Origin of the sequence: Streptomyces sp. NPDC093064 (assembly GCF_044754605.1) — a bacterium.
Taxonomy (GTDB): Bacteria; Actinomycetota; Actinomycetes; order Streptomycetales; family Streptomycetaceae; genus Streptomyces.
The window spans coordinates 247,197-262,042 of sequence record NZ_JBIVPK010000003.1 but is presented as its reverse complement, the minus strand read 5'-3'; the positions used below and the strand labels follow the sequence as shown (position 1 = coordinate 262,042).

Annotated in this window: 18 protein-coding genes, 1 tRNA gene and 1 riboswitch; of the genes, 14 read left to right on the top strand and 5 right to left on the bottom strand. The window is 69.8% G+C overall.

Annotated elements, in window-relative coordinates; all coding sequences use genetic code 11:
* Positions 1 to 9 precede the first annotated feature (9 nt).
* From ACIQFZ_RS05965 to ACIQFZ_RS05935, 7 genes are all read left to right on the top strand, one after another.
* Complete coding sequence (locus tag ACIQFZ_RS05965; RefSeq protein ID WP_365427245.1) at positions 10 to 615, top strand: DUF2017 domain-containing protein; 606 nt, start codon at positions 10 to 12, stop codon at positions 613 to 615.
* A gap of 473 nt (positions 616 to 1,088) precedes the next feature.
* A complete protein-coding gene (locus tag ACIQFZ_RS05960) occupies positions 1,089 to 2,507 on the top strand; it encodes an amino acid permease (RefSeq protein WP_402690708.1) in 1,419 nt (472 codons plus the stop codon).
* A gap of 139 nt (positions 2,508 to 2,646) precedes the next feature.
* Entirely contained in the window at positions 2,647 to 3,069 is a 423-nt protein-coding gene (locus tag ACIQFZ_RS05955) for a M67 family metallopeptidase (RefSeq protein WP_365773704.1), read from the top strand.
* A gap of 89 nt (positions 3,070 to 3,158) precedes the next feature.
* Positions 3,159 to 3,254: a putative leader peptide gene (locus ACIQFZ_RS05950; protein ID WP_365420089.1), complete on the top strand. Its 96-nt coding sequence runs from the start codon at positions 3,159 to 3,161 to the stop codon at positions 3,252 to 3,254.
* A 141-nt stretch (positions 3,255 to 3,395) separates the two neighbouring features.
* A complete protein-coding gene (locus ACIQFZ_RS05945) occupies positions 3,396 to 3,683 on the top strand; it encodes a MoaD/ThiS family protein (RefSeq protein ID WP_361415085.1) in 288 nt (95 codons plus the stop codon).
* Between the two features lie 17 nt (positions 3,684 to 3,700).
* On the top strand, positions 3,701 to 4,651 hold the full coding sequence (locus ACIQFZ_RS05940; protein WP_383055703.1) for a PLP-dependent cysteine synthase family protein: 951 nt from the start codon (positions 3,701 to 3,703) through the stop codon (positions 4,649 to 4,651).
* A gap of 185 nt (positions 4,652 to 4,836) precedes the next feature.
* Entirely contained in the window at positions 4,837 to 5,370 is a 534-nt protein-coding gene (locus ACIQFZ_RS05935; RefSeq protein ID WP_402690707.1) for a hypothetical protein, read from the top strand.
* Between the two features lie 61 nt (positions 5,371 to 5,431).
* Here the strand turns inward: ACIQFZ_RS05935 and ACIQFZ_RS05930 are convergent, their stop codons facing one another.
* Positions 5,432 to 5,881, bottom strand: coding sequence for a type II toxin-antitoxin system PemK/MazF family toxin (locus ACIQFZ_RS05930; RefSeq protein ID WP_383055700.1), 450 nt, complete (start codon positions 5,879 to 5,881; stop codon positions 5,432 to 5,434).
* A gap of 217 nt (positions 5,882 to 6,098) precedes the next feature.
* Between ACIQFZ_RS05930 and ACIQFZ_RS05925 the strand changes: the two genes are divergently transcribed.
* Positions 6,099 to 6,851, top strand: coding sequence for an MBL fold metallo-hydrolase (locus ACIQFZ_RS05925; protein WP_365420102.1), 753 nt, complete (start codon positions 6,099 to 6,101; stop codon positions 6,849 to 6,851).
* Positions 6,852 to 6,958: 107 nt separating this feature from the next.
* On the opposite strand, the gene ACIQFZ_RS05920 is transcribed toward ACIQFZ_RS05925, so the two are convergent.
* Positions 6,959 to 8,263, bottom strand: coding sequence for a PTS transporter subunit EIIC (locus ACIQFZ_RS05920; RefSeq protein ID WP_365420105.1), 1,305 nt, complete (start codon positions 8,261 to 8,263; stop codon positions 6,959 to 6,961).
* Positions 8,264 to 8,581: 318 nt separating this feature from the next.
* Here ACIQFZ_RS05920 and ACIQFZ_RS05915 point away from each other — a divergent pair, with 318 nt between their 5' ends.
* The 3 genes from ACIQFZ_RS05915 to rdgB all read left to right on the top strand — a co-directional run bounded on the left by ACIQFZ_RS05915 (position 8,582) and on the right by rdgB (position 10,257).
* The gene (locus tag ACIQFZ_RS05915) at positions 8,582 to 8,815 is read left to right on the top strand and encodes a glucose PTS transporter subunit EIIB (protein ID WP_225078608.1); all 234 of its coding nucleotides are present in this window, start codon (positions 8,582 to 8,584) and stop codon (positions 8,813 to 8,815) included.
* A gap of 87 nt (positions 8,816 to 8,902) precedes the next feature.
* Entirely contained in the window at positions 8,903 to 9,640 is a 738-nt protein-coding gene (gene rph / locus ACIQFZ_RS05910; RefSeq protein WP_361415095.1) for a ribonuclease PH, read from the top strand.
* Between the two features lie 14 nt (positions 9,641 to 9,654).
* Positions 9,655 to 10,257 (top strand): RdgB/HAM1 family non-canonical purine NTP pyrophosphatase, encoded by a 603-nt coding sequence (gene rdgB / locus ACIQFZ_RS05905; protein WP_365773705.1) that lies wholly within the window; start codon positions 9,655 to 9,657, stop codon positions 10,255 to 10,257.
* Positions 10,258 to 10,270: 13 nt separating this feature from the next.
* Here rdgB and ACIQFZ_RS05900 read toward each other — a convergent pair.
* Both ACIQFZ_RS05900 and bcp read right to left on the bottom strand, forming a co-directional pair.
* Positions 10,271 to 10,357: transfer RNA gene (locus ACIQFZ_RS05900), tRNA-Leu, on the bottom strand.
* Between the two features lie 39 nt (positions 10,358 to 10,396).
* Positions 10,397 to 10,864 carry a thioredoxin-dependent thiol peroxidase gene (gene bcp, locus ACIQFZ_RS05895; protein WP_383055698.1) on the bottom strand — a complete coding sequence of 156 codons (468 nt, stop codon included), beginning with the start codon at positions 10,862 to 10,864 and terminating at the stop codon, positions 10,397 to 10,399.
* 130 nt (positions 10,865 to 10,994) lie between these two features.
* Here bcp and ACIQFZ_RS05890 point away from each other — a divergent pair, with 130 nt between their 5' ends.
* The 3 genes from ACIQFZ_RS05890 to ACIQFZ_RS05880 all read left to right on the top strand — a co-directional run bounded on the left by ACIQFZ_RS05890 (position 10,995) and on the right by ACIQFZ_RS05880 (position 12,265).
* Positions 10,995 to 11,324, top strand: coding sequence for a DUF3618 domain-containing protein (locus ACIQFZ_RS05890; RefSeq protein WP_365420112.1), 330 nt, complete (start codon positions 10,995 to 10,997; stop codon positions 11,322 to 11,324).
* A gap of 54 nt (positions 11,325 to 11,378) precedes the next feature.
* Positions 11,379 to 11,735: a co-chaperone GroES gene (locus ACIQFZ_RS05885; RefSeq protein WP_361415103.1), complete on the top strand. Its 357-nt coding sequence runs from the start codon at positions 11,379 to 11,381 to the stop codon at positions 11,733 to 11,735.
* 95 nt (positions 11,736 to 11,830) lie between these two features.
* Positions 11,831 to 11,906: riboswitch (guanidine-III (ykkC-III) riboswitch) on the top strand.
* A 38-nt stretch (positions 11,907 to 11,944) separates the two neighbouring features.
* Positions 11,945 to 12,265: a multidrug efflux SMR transporter gene (locus ACIQFZ_RS05880; protein WP_365420116.1), complete on the top strand. Its 321-nt coding sequence runs from the start codon at positions 11,945 to 11,947 to the stop codon at positions 12,263 to 12,265.
* Here ACIQFZ_RS05880 and ACIQFZ_RS05875 read toward each other — a convergent pair.
* A complete protein-coding gene (locus ACIQFZ_RS05875; protein WP_402690706.1) occupies positions 12,249 to 14,699 on the bottom strand; it encodes a transglycosylase domain-containing protein in 2,451 nt (816 codons plus the stop codon). The genes ACIQFZ_RS05880 and ACIQFZ_RS05875 overlap by 17 nt on opposite strands.
* Positions 14,700 to 14,846 lie beyond the last annotated feature (147 nt).

Here is a 14,846-nt window from a genome sequence, read left to right as displayed (position 1 = left end):
ACTCCCTCCATGCCAGGAACCTTCGAACCGCTCCCCGGCGGCGGCGCGTCCGTCGCCCTCGACGACGTCGAGATCTCCATCATCCGCTCGCTGGCCGTGCAGCTCCTCGAGCTCATCGGTCCCGGTCCGGCCGAGGACACCTCCGCCGACCCGCTCGCCGAGCTGTTCGCCGAGGGCCCGAGCGAACCGCCGTCCGACCCCGTCCTCAAGCGGCTCTTCCCGGATGCCTACAGCGCCCCCGAGCAGACTCCCGGCAACCCGCACGAGGCCGCCGAGCAGCGCGCACACTCCGCCGAGTTCCGCCGCTACACCGAGAACGACCTGCGGGCCGGCAAGCGCGAGAACGCCCTCGCGGTGATCAACGCGCTCAACGCGCTCGCCGCGGATGAAGGCGGGCTTGCGGTGCTGGAGCTGACGCCGGACGAGTCCCGGCGGTGGCTCGGCGCGCTCAACGACCTGCGCCTCGCCATCGGCTCCCGGCTGGAGATCGCCGACGAGGACGACACGGACGACTTCTACCGCCTGCCGGACGAGGATCCGCGCAAGCCGATGGTGATGGCCTACCTCTGGCTGGGCGGGCTCCAGGAGACCCTCGTCTCCACTCTCATGTCGTAGCTCCGCGCCTCATGCCCTCAGCTCCGCGCCTCATGCCGTAGTCCCGCGCCTCTCACGCCGTGGTCCCGCGCCTCGCATGCCGTGGTTCCATGCCGTGATCCACCCGGCTCATGCCGTGATCCACCCGGTATATCCGGATTTCGCGTTCGCTCAGAGGACGCTCAAATCCGGATAACGATCGCGTCACTGCGACGGCCGGGTATGGGTGCGCTCTGCGCGCTTTGTCCGCTTCTTCCCGTGGGATGCATCACACAGCTCCCCGTCGATCAGCGTTGCGGCCGTGATAAATCTTCACGACCGCCCGACGGACACCACCCATGTCCGGCCGGGTGCGCCACCGAGCCGGCAACAGCCGGCCAGGCACAGCGGATCCAGGGAGACCCGGGCACGCACTCCATCAATCCGGGGGGATCGAAACCCGATCCGGGGCCGACCGAGGGCCCGGGGTCGGCATGGAGAAAGGCGCACACCACATGACCTCACCGCAGGTCACGGAAGCCCCCGAAGAGGGGTACGAGCGAGGACTCGGCAGCCGCCAGGTCCAGATGATCGCCATCGGCGGCGCCATCGGCGTCGGCCTCTTCCTGGGTGCAGGGGCGAACATCGCCAAGGCCGGACCCAGCCTCATCGTCATGTACGCCCTCGCGGGCCTGATCATCTTCTTCATCATGCGGGCACTGGGCGAGCTTCTGCTCTACCGCCCCGTCTCGGGCTCCTTCGCGGAGTACTCCCGCGAGTTCCTCGGCCCGTTCTTCGGCTTCTTCACCGGCTGGACGTACTGGCTGATGTGGGTGGTGACCGGAATGGCCGAGCTGACGGCCGCCGCGATCTACGTCCACTACTGGTTCCCCGCCGTCCCGCAGTGGGTGACCGCGCTGGTGTTCCTGGTGGTCCTGTTCGTGGCCAACCTGATCTCCGTGAAGGTCTTCGGCGAGATCGAGTTCTGGTTCTCGATGGTCAAGGTCACCGCCCTCATCGGCATGATCGTGATCGGTCTCGGCGTCCTCACTTTCGGCTTCAGCGCCGCCGGTGACACCGCCACCGTCAGCAACCTCTGGGAGTTCGACGGCTTCTTCCCCAAGGGCGTCGGCTCCTCCCTGATGACCCTCCAGGGCGTGATGTTCGCCTACCTCGCCGTCGAACTGGTCGGCGTCACCGCGGGCGAGTCCGAGAACCCGGAGAAGACCCTCCCCAAGGCGATCAACACCCTGCCCTGGCGGATCGCCCTGTTCTACGTCGGCGCCCTCACCGTCATCCTGTGCGTGGTGAAGTGGACCGAGTTCGCCCCGGGCGTCAGCCCCTTCGTGAAGGCGTTCGCGGTCATCGGCATCCCGGCCGGCGCGGGCATCGTGAACTTCGTGGTGCTCACCGCGGCCCTGTCCTCCTGCAACTCCGGCATGTACTCCACCGGCCGCATGCTGCGCACCCTCGCGGACAACCGCGAGGCCCCCCGGTTCTTCAGCCGCCTGTCGAGCTCCAAGACCCCGGCGCTGGGCATCACCGTCTCCGTCGCCTTCATGGGCATCGGCGTGGTGCTGAACTACATCGTCCCGGAGAAGGCCTTCGGCTACGTCACCTCCGTCGCCACCGCGGCCGGCATCTGGACCTGGCTGATGATCCTGATCAGCCACGTCCTGTACCGCAGGGGCGTCGAGTCGGGCCGGCTGCGCGCCTCCTCCTTCCCGGCGCCCGGCGGCTCCAAGTGCTCCTACGTCGCCATCGCGTTCCTGCTCTTCGTCACCGGTTTGATCGCGTACGACGCCGACTCCCGCGTCTGCCTGTACGTGATGGCCGTGTGGGCCGCCGCCCTGGCCGTCGGCTGGGCGGTCCTCAAGAACCGCAACCCGCAGGTCGCCGACCGCCGCGAGCCGCAGCTCGAGAAGGTCGGCTGACCCGCGGCGCTCCAGGACCGGACGTCGCGGCGGGAACGGGCCCCCAACCCGCTCCCGCGGCCGCTCAGGACGTCCGCAATGTGGGCCGTTCCGTACCGGACTCCGGTACGGAACGGCCCGCCTGTCTATGCTGGCCGCCATGCTGACCCTTACCCAGGCCCTCTACGACCAGATCGTCGCCCACGCCCGCAAGGACCACCCCGACGAGGCGTGCGGCGTCGTGGCCGGGCCCGCGGGCTCCGGCCGGCCCGAGCGGTTCATCCCCATGGTGAACGCGGCACGCTCGCCCACCTTCTACGAGTTCGGCTCGCAGGACCTGCTCAAGCTCTACCGGGAGATGGACGACCGGGACGAGGAGCCGGTGATCGTCTACCACTCGCACACCGCGACCGAGGCCCATCCCTCCCGCACCGACATCGGCTACGCCAACGAGCCCGGCGCGCACTACGTCCTGGTCTCCACCGCCGACACCGACGGGCTCGGCGAGTTCCAGTTCCGCTCGTTCCGCATCGTCGAGGGCGAGGTCACGGAGGAGGAGGTCAAGGTGGTGGAGGCGTACTGATCGGGGAACGTCTCGTGACGTGGATGGAAAGTGTCCGCGTGGCGAGATCACACTCCGGGTCGGGGACCGGGAATCGATACGATGACCGCATGGTTTTCCACGACGTGAGCGAGAAGACGCCGGGCATGCTGCTCGTGGCGCGGCTGCACGTCGACCTGTGCAGGCTGAACAGCGCCATCTGTTGACGTTCCGCGCCGCCGCACGGCCGTGAGGGCCGCGGCGCTCCCCAGTGCCGAAAACCTGGGGGCACCCCTACGGTGCGCCCGGCCGCGTCCGAGCCGGGGGATCCATCCCGACGACATCCTTACCGACAGGAGCCCGCAACCATGGCCATCGAGGTCCGCATCCCCACCATCCTCCGCCAGTACACCGACGGCCAGAAGGCCGTGGACGGCAACGGGGAGACCCTCGCCGAGCTCTTCGCCGACCTCGAGACCCGGCACCCGGGCATCCAGGCCCGGATCGTCGACGAGGCGAACGGCGAGCAGCTGCGCCGCTTCGTCAACGTCTACCTGAACGACGAGGACGTGCGCTTCCTGGACGGTATCTCCACCAAGCTCGCCGACGGCGACAACGTGACGATCCTGCCGGCCGTCGCCGGCGGCATGCGCTGATCGGTCGCTGATCAGCGATGCGTTACGACTCCCCGCTGGCCGCGGTGGGCAACACCCCCCTGGTGTGCCTGCCGCGGCTGTCGCCGTCGGCCGACGTCCGCATCTGGGCGAAGCTGGAGGACCGCAACCCGACCGGCTCGGTCAAGGACCGCCCCGCCCTGCACATGATCGAGCAGGCGGAGAAGGACGGCCGGCTCACCCCGGGCTGCACGATCCTCGAACCCACCTCCGGCAACACCGGCATCTCGCTGGCCATGGCGGCCAAGCTCAAGGGCTACCGCATGGTGTGTGTGATGCCCGAGAACACCTCGCAGGAGCGCCGGGACCTGCTCGGCATGTGGGGAGCGGAGATCATCTCCTCCCCGGCCGCGGGCGGTTCCAACACCGCCGTGCGCGTCGCCAAGGAGCTGGCCGCCGAGCACCCGGACTGGGTGATGCTCTACCAGTACGGCAACCCGGACAACGCCGGTGCCCACTACGCCACCACCGGCCCCGAGATCCTCGCCGACCTGCCCTCGATCACGCACTTCGTGGCGGGCCTCGGCACCACGGGCACGCTCATGGGCGTCGGCCGCTACCTGCGCGAGCACAAGCCGGACGTGAAGATCGTCGCCGCCGAGCCGCGCTACGACGACCTGGTGTACGGCCTGCGCAACCTCGACGAGGGCTTCGTCCCCGAGCTCTACGACGCCTCCGTCCTCACCACCCGCTACTCGGTCGGCTCGGCCGACGCGGTCACCCGCACCCGTGAACTCCTCCAGCGGGAGGGCATCTTCGCGGGTGTCTCCACCGGTGCCGCACTGCACGCGGCGATCGGCGTCGGGAAGAAGGCGCTGACGGCGGGCGAGAGTGCCGACATCGTGTTCATCGTCGCCGACGGTGGCTGGAAGTACCTCTCCACCGGCGTCTACACCGCGGCCACCACCGAGGAGGCCATCGAGACCCTCCAGGGCCAGCTCTGGGCGTAGGGCCCGGGCCCACCACCGGTCCGTCCGCATCTGCATGCGCGATCTGCATGCGCGGGGCCCCGGCCGTCGTATCGGCCGGGGCCCTGGCGTGCGTGGGGGACGGGATCCTGATGTGCTGGAGAAACGTCATACCGGCAGAAGGACAGGGCACGGCACCCCGGGCACAGCAGAAAGGCGGCCGCCCCATGCGCCGTTCGACGCTTCACGGCACCACCGTCACCGCTGCGGCGGTGACCCTGCTCCTCGTCGGCTGCGGCGCACAGCACGACGGCGCGGGCTCCGGCAAGGACGGCACCCCCACCCGGCCGACGACCGCGCCCGTTTCCCCGTCCGGGCCCGTTTCCCCGTCCGGGCCCGCCTCGCCGTCCGGGCCCGCCTCTCCCACTGGGACCGCCCCCGGCTGCACGGACCGCGCCGAACTCACCGCCGCCGACTCCGGGCGCACCCTCTGCCTGACCGTCGGCGGGCAGGTGCGGCTCACCCTGGATGGCACCGAGGACCGCCCCTGGACACCGGTCAGGTCCAGCGGCACCGCCCTGCGGGCCGCCAACGCCGGCATCGTGATCCTGCCGGGCGACGCCGTCGCCGCCTTCGACGCCGTCACGCCCGGAACGGCCCGGCTGACCTCCGCCCGCCCGCTGTGCGCGGCGGGCCCTGGCCGGATCGCGTGCCAGGGCATCCGGCAGTGGACGGTCACCGTGCGGGTGACAGGGCCATGAGCCCGACGGGCCACGGCACACGGACACGGCAGCGCAGCGCGCCGGGCCGCGCCCGTCCCGTTCAGCCCGCCAGGTATCGGACCTGGTCCCAGAGGACGGGGTCCACGACCCCCACCCGGCGGCGGAAGTCCCATACCGGTACCTCCCGGACCTCGTCGGTCTCCAGGAAGCTGGTCCGGCCCTGCGCGTCCCCGACCGAGCCCGGCGGCAGCGGGATCACTCCTGACCGCTCGTCGTGGTACCTGCTGGTGATCTCCGCGACCTTGGCGCGCTTGCCGTGCACCGCCAGGACCAGACAGGGCCGGTCCTTCGCCCCCGGCCCGTCGCTGTGGGGCACGCTGGCCCACCAGATCTCCGCGGGCTGCGGATGCGCCGCGGCACGGCGGCCGGCCAGGCGGCCGGGACGCGACCTCCTCGGGGGCCTGCGGCCCCGTCCCCAGCCGTCGACGAGCGTGGCGACGAGCGCGAGCAGCACCACCGCCGCGAGCGCCAGCCACCAGGACGTGTCCACAACCATGACGTTACCGGCGTGCGACCCACGGTGCGCGCCCTTCAACGCTCCCCATGCGCCCCAGGTCCAGCCGAACCGGTGACACCACAGGTGAGTTCGCCCACAACAGCCCTTACCAGAGGAGCGACCGGACGTATCCCGCCTTACGCTCGACGGACCGCACGACCCCCGTCACCTTCCTCTCCGAAGTTTTCCCGCCAGCGGAGGTTTCTGCTTCATGAAGCTCACCGTCGTCGGCTGCTCGGGGTCGTTCCCGTCCGCGGAATCGGCCTGCTCGAGCTACCTCGTCGAGGCCGACGGCTTTCGGCTGCTTCTCGACCTGGGCAACGGCGCCCTGGGCGAGCTGCAGCGCCACTGCGGTCTCTACGACCTCGACGCCATCTTCCTGAGTCATCTGCACGCCGACCATTGCATCGACATGCTCGGCTACTTCGTCGCGCGCTACTACCGGTACGACGGAGGCCGTTGCGATCCCATCCCGGTGTACGGGCCCGAGGGCACCGAGCACCGGCTGACCACCGCCTATGCCGACACCCCCACGGCCTCCTCGATGAGCGAGGTCTTCGACTTCCACACGGTCAAGCCCGGCACCTTCGAGATCGGCCCCTTCACCGTGCACACCGAGCGGGTGGCCCACCCCGTGGAGGCCTACGCCATCCGCGTCGAGCACGGCGGGCGGGCGCTGACGTACTCCGGGGACACCGGGGTGAGCGAGGCGCTGGAGGAACTCGCCCGGGACAGCGACCTCTTCCTGTGCGAGGCCGCCTTCACGGACGGCAAGGAGAACATCCCCGATCTGCACCTCAACGGCCGCGAGGCAGGTGAGGCCGCCGCGCGCGCCGGAGTCCGCCGCCTGGTCCTCACCCACATCCCCCCGTGGACCGACCCGCAGATCAACCTCGCCGACGCCCGCGCGGCCTACGCGGGCCCGGTGGAGCTCGCGGCGCCCGGAGCGTCGTACGACATCTAGGCCCAGGACAGCAGGCCCAGGACAGCAGGCCCAGGACAGCAGGTCCAGGAGACGAAAGGCCCCCGGAGTCACGGAACTCCGGGGGCCCTCTCACGTCGTGGCCGGGCTTACGCCTTCGTGAGGTCCTCGGTCTCCTCCTCGGGCTCGCGGCCCGGGGTGGGGAGGTTGAACTTGGTGATGGCGAAGCGGAACAGGGTGTAGTAGATCGCCGCGAACACCAGGCCGATCGGGATGATCAGCCATGGCTTGGTCGCCAGGTTCCAGTTGAGGGCGTAGTCGATGAAGCCGGCGGAGAAGGTGAAGCCTGCGTGCACGCCGAGCGCCCAGGTTATCGCCATGGACAGGGCGGTCAGCACCGCGTGGATCACGTACAGCACGGGGGCGATGAACATGAACGTGAACTCGATCGGCTCGGTCACACCGGTCACGAAGGAGGTCAGTGCGAGCGACACCATCATGCCCAGGACGGCCTTGCGGCGCTCCGGCCGGGCCGAGTGCGCGATGGCCAGGGCGGCGGCCGGCAGACCGAACATCATGATCGGGAAGAAGCCCGACATGAACTGGCCGGCGTGCGGGTCACCCGCGAAGAAGCGGTTCAGGTCGCCGTGGACGACCTGGCCGGCGGAGTTGGTGAAGTCGCCGATCTGGAACCACGAGACGGTGTTGACGAACTGGTGCATGCCGACCGGGATCAGCGCACGGTTGACCAGACCGAACAGGCCCGCGCCTGCGGCGCCCAACCCGGTGATCCACTTGCCGAGGTCGGTGATCACGTCACCGATGGGCTGCCAGCCCACCACGACCAGAACGCCCAGCGCAGTGCCGACGAAAGCCATGATGATCGGGACCAGGCGGCGGCCGTTGAAGAAGCCCAGCCAGTCGACGAGCTTGGTGCGGTGGAACCGCTGCCAGATCACGGCGGAGAGCAGACCGAGGATGATGCCGCCCAGCACGCCCGGGTTCTGGTAAGACGCCGTCGTGATCTCGGAGCCGTGCTTCCACACGCCGCCGAGACCGGTTGAGACGAACTCGGCGCCCTTCGGCACACCGTCCTCGATCGGGAACTGGTGGATCACCGTGTAATAGGTGAGGAACCCGACCACCGCGGCGAGCGCGGTCGAGCCGTCGGCCTTCTTGGCGAAGCCGATGGCGACGCCGATGCAGAACAGCAGCGGCAGGCCGAGCGAGGCATCCAGCAGCGCGCCACCGGCGCCGGCGAACACCTTGGCGACCTGGTCCCAGCCGAGTCCGTCCGCGCCGAACACGTCCGGCTGTCCCAGACGCAGCAGGATGCCCGCCGCCGGCAGTACGGCGATCGGGAGCTGCAGGCTGCGGCCGACCTTCTGCAGGCCCTGGAACAGGCCGGATCCCCATTTCTTCGCCGGGGCCGCCGTCTCGGTGGCGGTGCTCATACATCCTCCATCGGGTGGTGGTCTACACCACTCAGTGGTGTAGACCTTTTGTAACACGATGAAGGGGGCGTAAGGAACCCGTGATTCCCGCGACCGAGCCACTACGCACCGTGTGGATGTGGGGTCTGAGTCGGTAGTGAGGGGCAAGCGGTGGGCATCGAGCCTCGTTTGGTCCCCGCGCCTACGCTGGTGTAGACCAGTCGGCGGACGGTTCCGCTGCCGTGAGCGCACCATTCTGCACCCATGGCACGGCCGCTCGCAAAGATGGGCCAACTGTGGGTTACTGCGACAAAGCGGATCGGATCAGGGAGAAGGAACATGGCCACCAAGGCTGAGAAGATCGTTGCCGGGCTGGGCGGCATCCAGAACATCGACGAGATCGAGGGCTGCATCACCCGGCTCCGCACCGAAGTGCACGACGCCTCCCTGGTCGACGAGGCCGCCCTCAAGGCCGCCGGCGCGCACGGCGTCGTCAAGATGGGCACCGCCATCCAGGTCGTCATCGGCACCGACGCCGACCCGATCGCCGCGGAGATCGAAGACATGATGTGAACCCGGCGGACCGCCGCGGTTCACCTTCAAGGGGCTCTTCCCGATGCGGGAGGAGCCCCTTGTCCATGGGGGACTACGCTCGACGCCATGTCTCGTATCGACGGCCGCACCCCCGAACAACTCCGCCCGGTCACCATCGAACGCGGGTGGAGCAAGCACGCCGAGGGCTCCGTCCTCGTCTCCTTCGGCGACACCAAGGTCTTCTGCACCGCCTCCGTCACCGAAGGCGTCCCGCGCTGGCGCAAGGGCAGCGGCGAGGGCTGGGTCACCGCCGAGTACTCCATGCTGCCCCGCGCCACCAACACCCGTGGCGACCGCGAATCGGTCAAGGGCAGGATCGGCGGCCGCACCCATGAGATCTCCCGCCTCATCGGCCGCTCCCTGCGCTCGGTCGTCGACTACAAGGCACTCGGCGAGAACACCATCGTCCTGGACTGCGACGTCCTCCAGGCCGACGGCGGAACCCGGACCGCGGCCATCACGGGCGCCTACGTGGCCCTGGCCGACGCCGTCACCTGGGCCCGCGGCAAGAAGCTGATCAAGGCCGGCCGCCAGCCGCTCACCGGCACCGTCAGTGCCGTCTCGGTCGGCATCGTCGGCGGTGTGCCGCTGCTCGACCTCTGCTACGAGGAGGACGTCCGCGCCGAGACCGACATGAACGTCGTCTGCACCGGCGACGGCCGCTTCGTCGAGGTCCAGGGCACCGCGGAGGCCGAACCCTTCGCGCGCGAGGAACTCAACAGCCTCCTCGACCTCGCCGTGGCCGGCTGCGCCGAACTCACGGCGATCCAGCGCACGGCACTCGAGACGGCCCTGGCGAAGTAGAGGAGCAGCCCCGCATGACCCGCTTGATCCTCGCCACCCGCAACTCCGGCAAGATCGTCGAGCTCAGGGCGATCCTGGCCGACGCCGGCCTGCCCCACGAACTCGTCGGCACCGACGCCTACCCGGACGTCCCCGACGTCAAGGAGACCGGCGTCACCTTCGCCGAGAACGCCCTGCTGAAGGCCCACGCCCTGGCCCAGGCCACCGGCCTCCCCGCGGTCGCGGACGACTCCGGCCTCTGCGTCGACGTCCTCGGCGGCGCCCCCGGCATCTTCTCGGCCCGCTGGGCCGGCCGCCACGGCGACGACAAGGCCAACCTCGACCTGCTCCTGGCCCAGCTCTCGGACATCGCCGACGACCACCGCGCCGCCCACTTCGCCTGCGCTGCGGCCCTCGCCCTGCCGGACGGCACGGAGCGTGTGGTGGAGGGGCAACTGCGCGGCACCCTGCGCCACGAGCCCGCGGGCACCAACGGCTTCGGCTACGACCCGATCCTCCAGCCCGACGGGGAGATCCGCACCTGCGCGGAACTGACCCCCGAGGAGAAGAACGCGATCAGCCACCGCGGCAAGGCGTTTCGCGCCCTGGTGCCGGTGGTGCGGGAGTTGCTCGGATAGCGCGAGCAGGAGCTGGTGCGGCCGGAGGGACTCGAACCCTCACGGGAGTTACCCCACTGGGACCTAAACCCAGCGTGACTGCCAATTCCACCACGGCCGCCTGGTGCTGCCCGGCCATGCTACTGGCCGGGCAGCGCCCTCAGATCCCCAAGTCCTTGATGATCTTGGCCACGTGGCCCGTCGCCTTCACGTTGTAGAGGGCTCGTTCGACCTTGCCCTCCTCGTCGACGACGATCGTGGAGCGGATGACGCCGACGACGGTCTTGCCGTAGAGCTTCTTCTCGCCGAAGGCGCCGTAGGACTCCAGGACCTTCTTGTCCGGGTCGCCGAGCAGCGTGACCTCGAGGGACTCCTTGTCGCGGAACTTCGCCAGCTTCTCGGGCTTGTCGGGGGAGATGCCGATCACGTCGTACCCCGCGCCCGCCAGCAGGTCCAGGTTGTCGGTGAAGTCGCAGGCCTGCTTGGTGCAGCCGGGGGTGAGGGCGGCCGGGTAGAAGTAGACGATGACCTTCCGGCCCTTGTGGTCGGCCAGCGACACCTCCTTGCCGTCGGCGTCGGGGAGGGCGAAGGCGGGGGCCACGTCCCCGGGCTGGAGTCGCTCGGTCATCGAAGCTCGTCTCCTCGTGCGTGCGGATACCGTGTCGCTCCGAGGGTAACCGGGGGTGCCGACAGTGCGGTCGGAGCGGGAACTGACAGACTGTCCCGAACAGGCATCAGTTGACTTCGGAGGCGGCACGGTGGCGGACACCGCGGACACCAGAACCCCGGCTGAGATCGAGGCGGACATCAAACGCCGCCGCGAGGTGCTGGCCGAGACGCTCGACGAGATCGGGGTGCGCGTGCACCCGAAGACCATCGTCGGGGACGCCAAGGCCAGGGTCGCCTCCCATGTCGACCACACGCTCGGACGGGCCTACGTGCAGGTCAACCGGGTGGTGAGTGATGTGCGGGCGCAGTTCGTGGACGAGGAGGGCGCCCCGCGTCTGGAGCGGGTCGTACCGGTCGCGCTCGTCGCCGTCGGCCTGGTCGGACTGCTCGCTCTGGGCGCCCGCCGGCGCCGTCGCTGAGTGGCACGACGCCCCACCGCGTGCAGACGTGCCGAAGGCAGGTAGGTTCGAGGCGTGAGCGCCAACAGACATGAGCACAGCAGCCACCACGACAAGCTGCCCATCCGGATGCTGCACGACCGGGTGCTCGTCCGGCAGGACACGAGCGAGGGCGAGCGGCGTTCGGGCGGTGGCATCCTGATTCCCGCGACAGCGGCGGTGGGACGTCGGCTGGCCTGGGCCGAGGTCGTCGCGGTGGGGCAGAACGTGCGGACCGTCGAGCCGGGGGACCGGGTGTTGTTCGATCCGGAGGACCGTGCCGAGGTCGAGGTGCGCGGGGTCGCGTACGTGCTCATGCGCGAGCGTGATCTGCACGCGGTGGCCGCGGACCGGTTCGAGGGTTCGGAGGATTCCACCGGCCTGTATCTGTAGCGGTACGGGACGTCCTGGGACGTCCTCCACGACGCCGTACGACGGCTTCGCAGACCGAACGCCGAGGGGCTGGTGACGATGGTCACCAGCCCCTTTTGTCGTTCCTTTGCTAGCCTCGGGTCCAACCCGACGAGACGCGCCGTACCGGGACGAACGCAAAGACGACGCACCCCCGTTCAAGTCCTTACGTCGTCCCGGAGGTGCCCGTCATGGCCTGGGTCCTGCTCATTCTCGCCGGTCTGCTGGAGGTGGGCTGGTCGATCGGGATGAAGTTCACCGACGGCTTCACTCGCCCCCTGCCCAGCGTGCTCACCGGCGCCGGGATCGTGACCAGCATGGTCCTGCTGTCGTATGCCGCCCGCACCCTGCCCATCGGCACCGCCTACGGCGTGTGGGTGGGCATCGGGGCGGCCGGTGCGGCGGTGATCGGCATGGTGGTGCTGGGGGAGCCGGCGACCGCCGCCCGGATCTTCTTCGTGTGTCTGCTCCTGGTGGCCGTGGTGGGGCTCAAGGTCACATCCGGTCACTGAACACGCCTTGCAGGCCGGTGTTCGTGCCGCCGTCGCCGGGGGTACCGGCCCCGGCGTTCCCGCCCGCGCTGCCCGGGGTGCCGGGGCTGCCTCCGCCGGGCACGCCTCCCGCGTCGCCCGGCGGGGTGCCTCCGACGTCCCCGGTGCCCGGGTCGGTGGGACCGCCCGGCGGGGTGCCGGGGTCGGTCCCACCGGTGGTGGGGTCGCCGCCGGGGTCGGGCGTGCCGCCGTCGCCCTGGCCCTGCCCCTGGCCCTGGTCCTGCCCCGGGTCCTGGCCGCCGGGGTCGGCCGTGCCACTGCCGTCCTGACTGCCGTCGCCCGGGTTCTCGTCGGGCACCGAGGGCGGCGGCTGGATCTGGTCGGCGCCCGGCTGGAGCTGGAGGTCGAAGTCGGTGACCAGGGTGTTCTTCAGGGCCGCCCCGGTGTACTGCGCCCAGATCTGGGCGGGCGGCCCGCCGCCGTTGACACGGGCCAGCCCCATGGCGTCGTAGAGCGGCTTGTGATGGGCGGTGACCGGGTCCTGGCCCATGACCGAGACGACGGTGGCGAGTTCGGGCGTGTAGCCGGCGAACAGGGCCGCGGTGTCCTCCTCGGCGGTTCCGGTCTTGCCGGCGGCGGGCCGGCCGGCGGCCTGGGCGGCGGTGGCGGTGCCGTTCTGCACGACGCTGCGCAGTATCTCGGTGGTGGTGTCGGCGGCCTCGCGGCTGATCGCCTGGGTCTCGGTGCGCTGGGGCAGCTCGACGGTGTCGGTGCCGTCCTTGGTGATCTTCTTGATCATCGTGTACGGGGCGTGCTTGCCGTGGTTGGCGAGTGTGGCGTAGGCGTCGGCCATGTCGACGACGCTGGCGGTGGCCACTCCGAGCGCGATGGACGGGGTGGGGGTCAGGGACGGGGTGTCGGCCGACAGGCCGAGGGCGACGGCGGTGTCCTTGACCTTGTCGGAGCCGACGTCGGCGGCCATCTGCGCGTACACCGCGTTGACGGACTTGTCCGTGGCCTCGCTGACGGTGATGTCGCCGTAGGATCGCTGGTCCTCGTTCTCGGGGGCGTAGGAGCCGCTCCAGCCCTGGACGGGGCGCTTGTTGGTGCCGTCGTAGTAGGTGTTCGGGGTGATCGGGCGGCCGTCCTGGGTCGCGGAGCCGTTCTGGACGGCGGAGGTGAACACGAACGGCTTGAAGGTGGAGCCCACCTGGAAGTCCCGGCGGGTGGCGTTGTTCGTGTACTGCTGGACGTAGTCGATGCCGCCGTACATGGCGACGAGCTCGCCGGTCTTCGGATCGATGGAGGCGGCGCCGGCCCGGACGTAGGTGTCGACCTTCCGGTTCTTCCGGTCGAGCTTGCTCATCACCTGGTCGTCCACGGCCTTGACCAGGGCGTCCTGCTTGCTCTTCTCCAGGGTCGTGGTGATCTGGTAGCCGCCCGCGGAGAGCTGGTCCTCGTTCAGGATCTTGTTCTTGGCCAGGTAGTCCTTCACCGCGCGGACGATGTAACCGCGCTGCCCGGACATGCCCGTGGGGGCGGTGGCCTCCTTCGGCACCGGGAACTTCATCCCGGCCCGCTGCGAGGCGCTCAGCCAGCCCTTCTTGACCATGCCGTTCAGGACGTAGTTCCAGCGGGCCAGGGCGGCGGACTTGTTCTCCGGGTGGGCGGCGACGTCGAACTCGCTGGGCGCGTTGACCAGCGCGGCCAGATAGGCGGCGCGGGCCGGGTCGAGGTCCTTGGCCTTGACGCCGTAGTACGCCTGGGCGGCGGCCTGGATGCCGTAGGCGTTGCGGCCGAAGTAGCTGGTGTTGAGGTAGCCCTCGAGGATGTCTTGCTTGGAGGCCGTGCGATCCAGCTTGATCGCGATGAAGAACTCCTTCACCTTGCGGGTGACGGTCTGCTCCTGGCCCAGGTAGTAGTTCTTCACGTACTGCTGGGTGATCGTCGAACCGGACTGCTTGCCCTTGCCCAGGGCGGTGTTCCAGCCGGCGCGCAGCATCGCCTTGGGGTCGACGGCGGACTCGGTGTAGAAGTCGCGGTCCTCGGCGGCGAGCACGGCGTGCTGGGCGTCCTTGGAGACCTGGGCGAGCGTGACGTTCTGCCGGTTGATCTCGCCGTCCCGGGCGATCTCGGAGCCGTCGGCGTACAGGTAGACGTTGGCCTGCTTGATGGCCATGGCGTTGGCGGGCGGGATCTGCACCAGCGAGTAGCCGATGAAGAACGCGCCGATGACCAGCAGCATGGCGGTGAGGAAGCCGCCGAGCACCATCCGCCAGGTCGGTACGGCGCGGCGCCAGCCGGTGCGCCGGGGCCGTCCGGCCTGTCCGCCGCCGCCCGTCTCGCCCTCCGCCCCGCTCCCTGTCCCGCTCTCCGCTTCGCCCCCGCTCTCGGGTGCCGCCGGTGGCTGGTGGTCGGCCACGCCCTGGTTCGGCTGCTGCGGCTCGTCACTCATGTCGTGCTCGGACTCCTGTTTCCCGTCGTACGTCCCCGTACGTGTCACGGCGTACGTCCCCGTACGCCGCCATGCGCCTTCGGCGCCCCCCAGATGAAGACTCTCGCGGCAACCGTTCCGTTCCCGGTCCCTGGCACTTGTCGGGGC

Excerpts from the sequence above, each read along its gene's own strand:
- ACIQFZ_RS05965 (WP_365427245.1), top strand. The coding sequence starts at position 10 with ATGCCAGGAACCTTCGAACCGCTCCCCGGCGGCGGCGCGTCCGTCGCC.
- ACIQFZ_RS05960 (WP_402690708.1), top strand. The coding sequence starts at position 1,089 with ATGACCTCACCGCAGGTCACGGAAGCCCCCGAAGAGGGGTACGAGCGA.
- ACIQFZ_RS05955 (WP_365773704.1), top strand. The coding sequence starts at position 2,647 with ATGCTGACCCTTACCCAGGCCCTCTACGACCAGATCGTCGCCCACGCC.
- ACIQFZ_RS05950 (WP_365420089.1), top strand. The coding sequence starts at position 3,159 with ATGGTTTTCCACGACGTGAGCGAGAAGACGCCGGGCATGCTGCTCGTG.
- ACIQFZ_RS05945 (WP_361415085.1), top strand. The coding sequence starts at position 3,396 with ATGGCCATCGAGGTCCGCATCCCCACCATCCTCCGCCAGTACACCGAC.
- ACIQFZ_RS05940 (WP_383055703.1), top strand. The coding sequence starts at position 3,701 with ATGCGTTACGACTCCCCGCTGGCCGCGGTGGGCAACACCCCCCTGGTG.
- ACIQFZ_RS05935 (WP_402690707.1), top strand. The coding sequence starts at position 4,837 with ATGCGCCGTTCGACGCTTCACGGCACCACCGTCACCGCTGCGGCGGTG.
- ACIQFZ_RS05925 (WP_365420102.1), top strand. The coding sequence starts at position 6,099 with ATGAAGCTCACCGTCGTCGGCTGCTCGGGGTCGTTCCCGTCCGCGGAA.
- ACIQFZ_RS05920 (WP_365420105.1), bottom strand. The coding sequence starts at position 8,263 with ATGAGCACCGCCACCGAGACGGCGGCCCCGGCGAAGAAATGGGGATCC.
- ACIQFZ_RS05915 (WP_225078608.1), top strand. The coding sequence starts at position 8,582 with ATGGCCACCAAGGCTGAGAAGATCGTTGCCGGGCTGGGCGGCATCCAG.
- rph (WP_361415095.1), top strand. The coding sequence starts at position 8,903 with ATGTCTCGTATCGACGGCCGCACCCCCGAACAACTCCGCCCGGTCACC.
- rdgB (WP_365773705.1), top strand. The coding sequence starts at position 9,655 with ATGACCCGCTTGATCCTCGCCACCCGCAACTCCGGCAAGATCGTCGAG.
- bcp (WP_383055698.1), bottom strand. The coding sequence starts at position 10,864 with ATGACCGAGCGACTCCAGCCCGGGGACGTGGCCCCCGCCTTCGCCCTC.
- ACIQFZ_RS05880 (WP_365420116.1), top strand. The coding sequence starts at position 11,945 with ATGGCCTGGGTCCTGCTCATTCTCGCCGGTCTGCTGGAGGTGGGCTGG.
- ACIQFZ_RS05875 (WP_402690706.1), bottom strand. The coding sequence starts at position 14,699 with ATGAGTGACGAGCCGCAGCAGCCGAACCAGGGCGTGGCCGACCACCAG.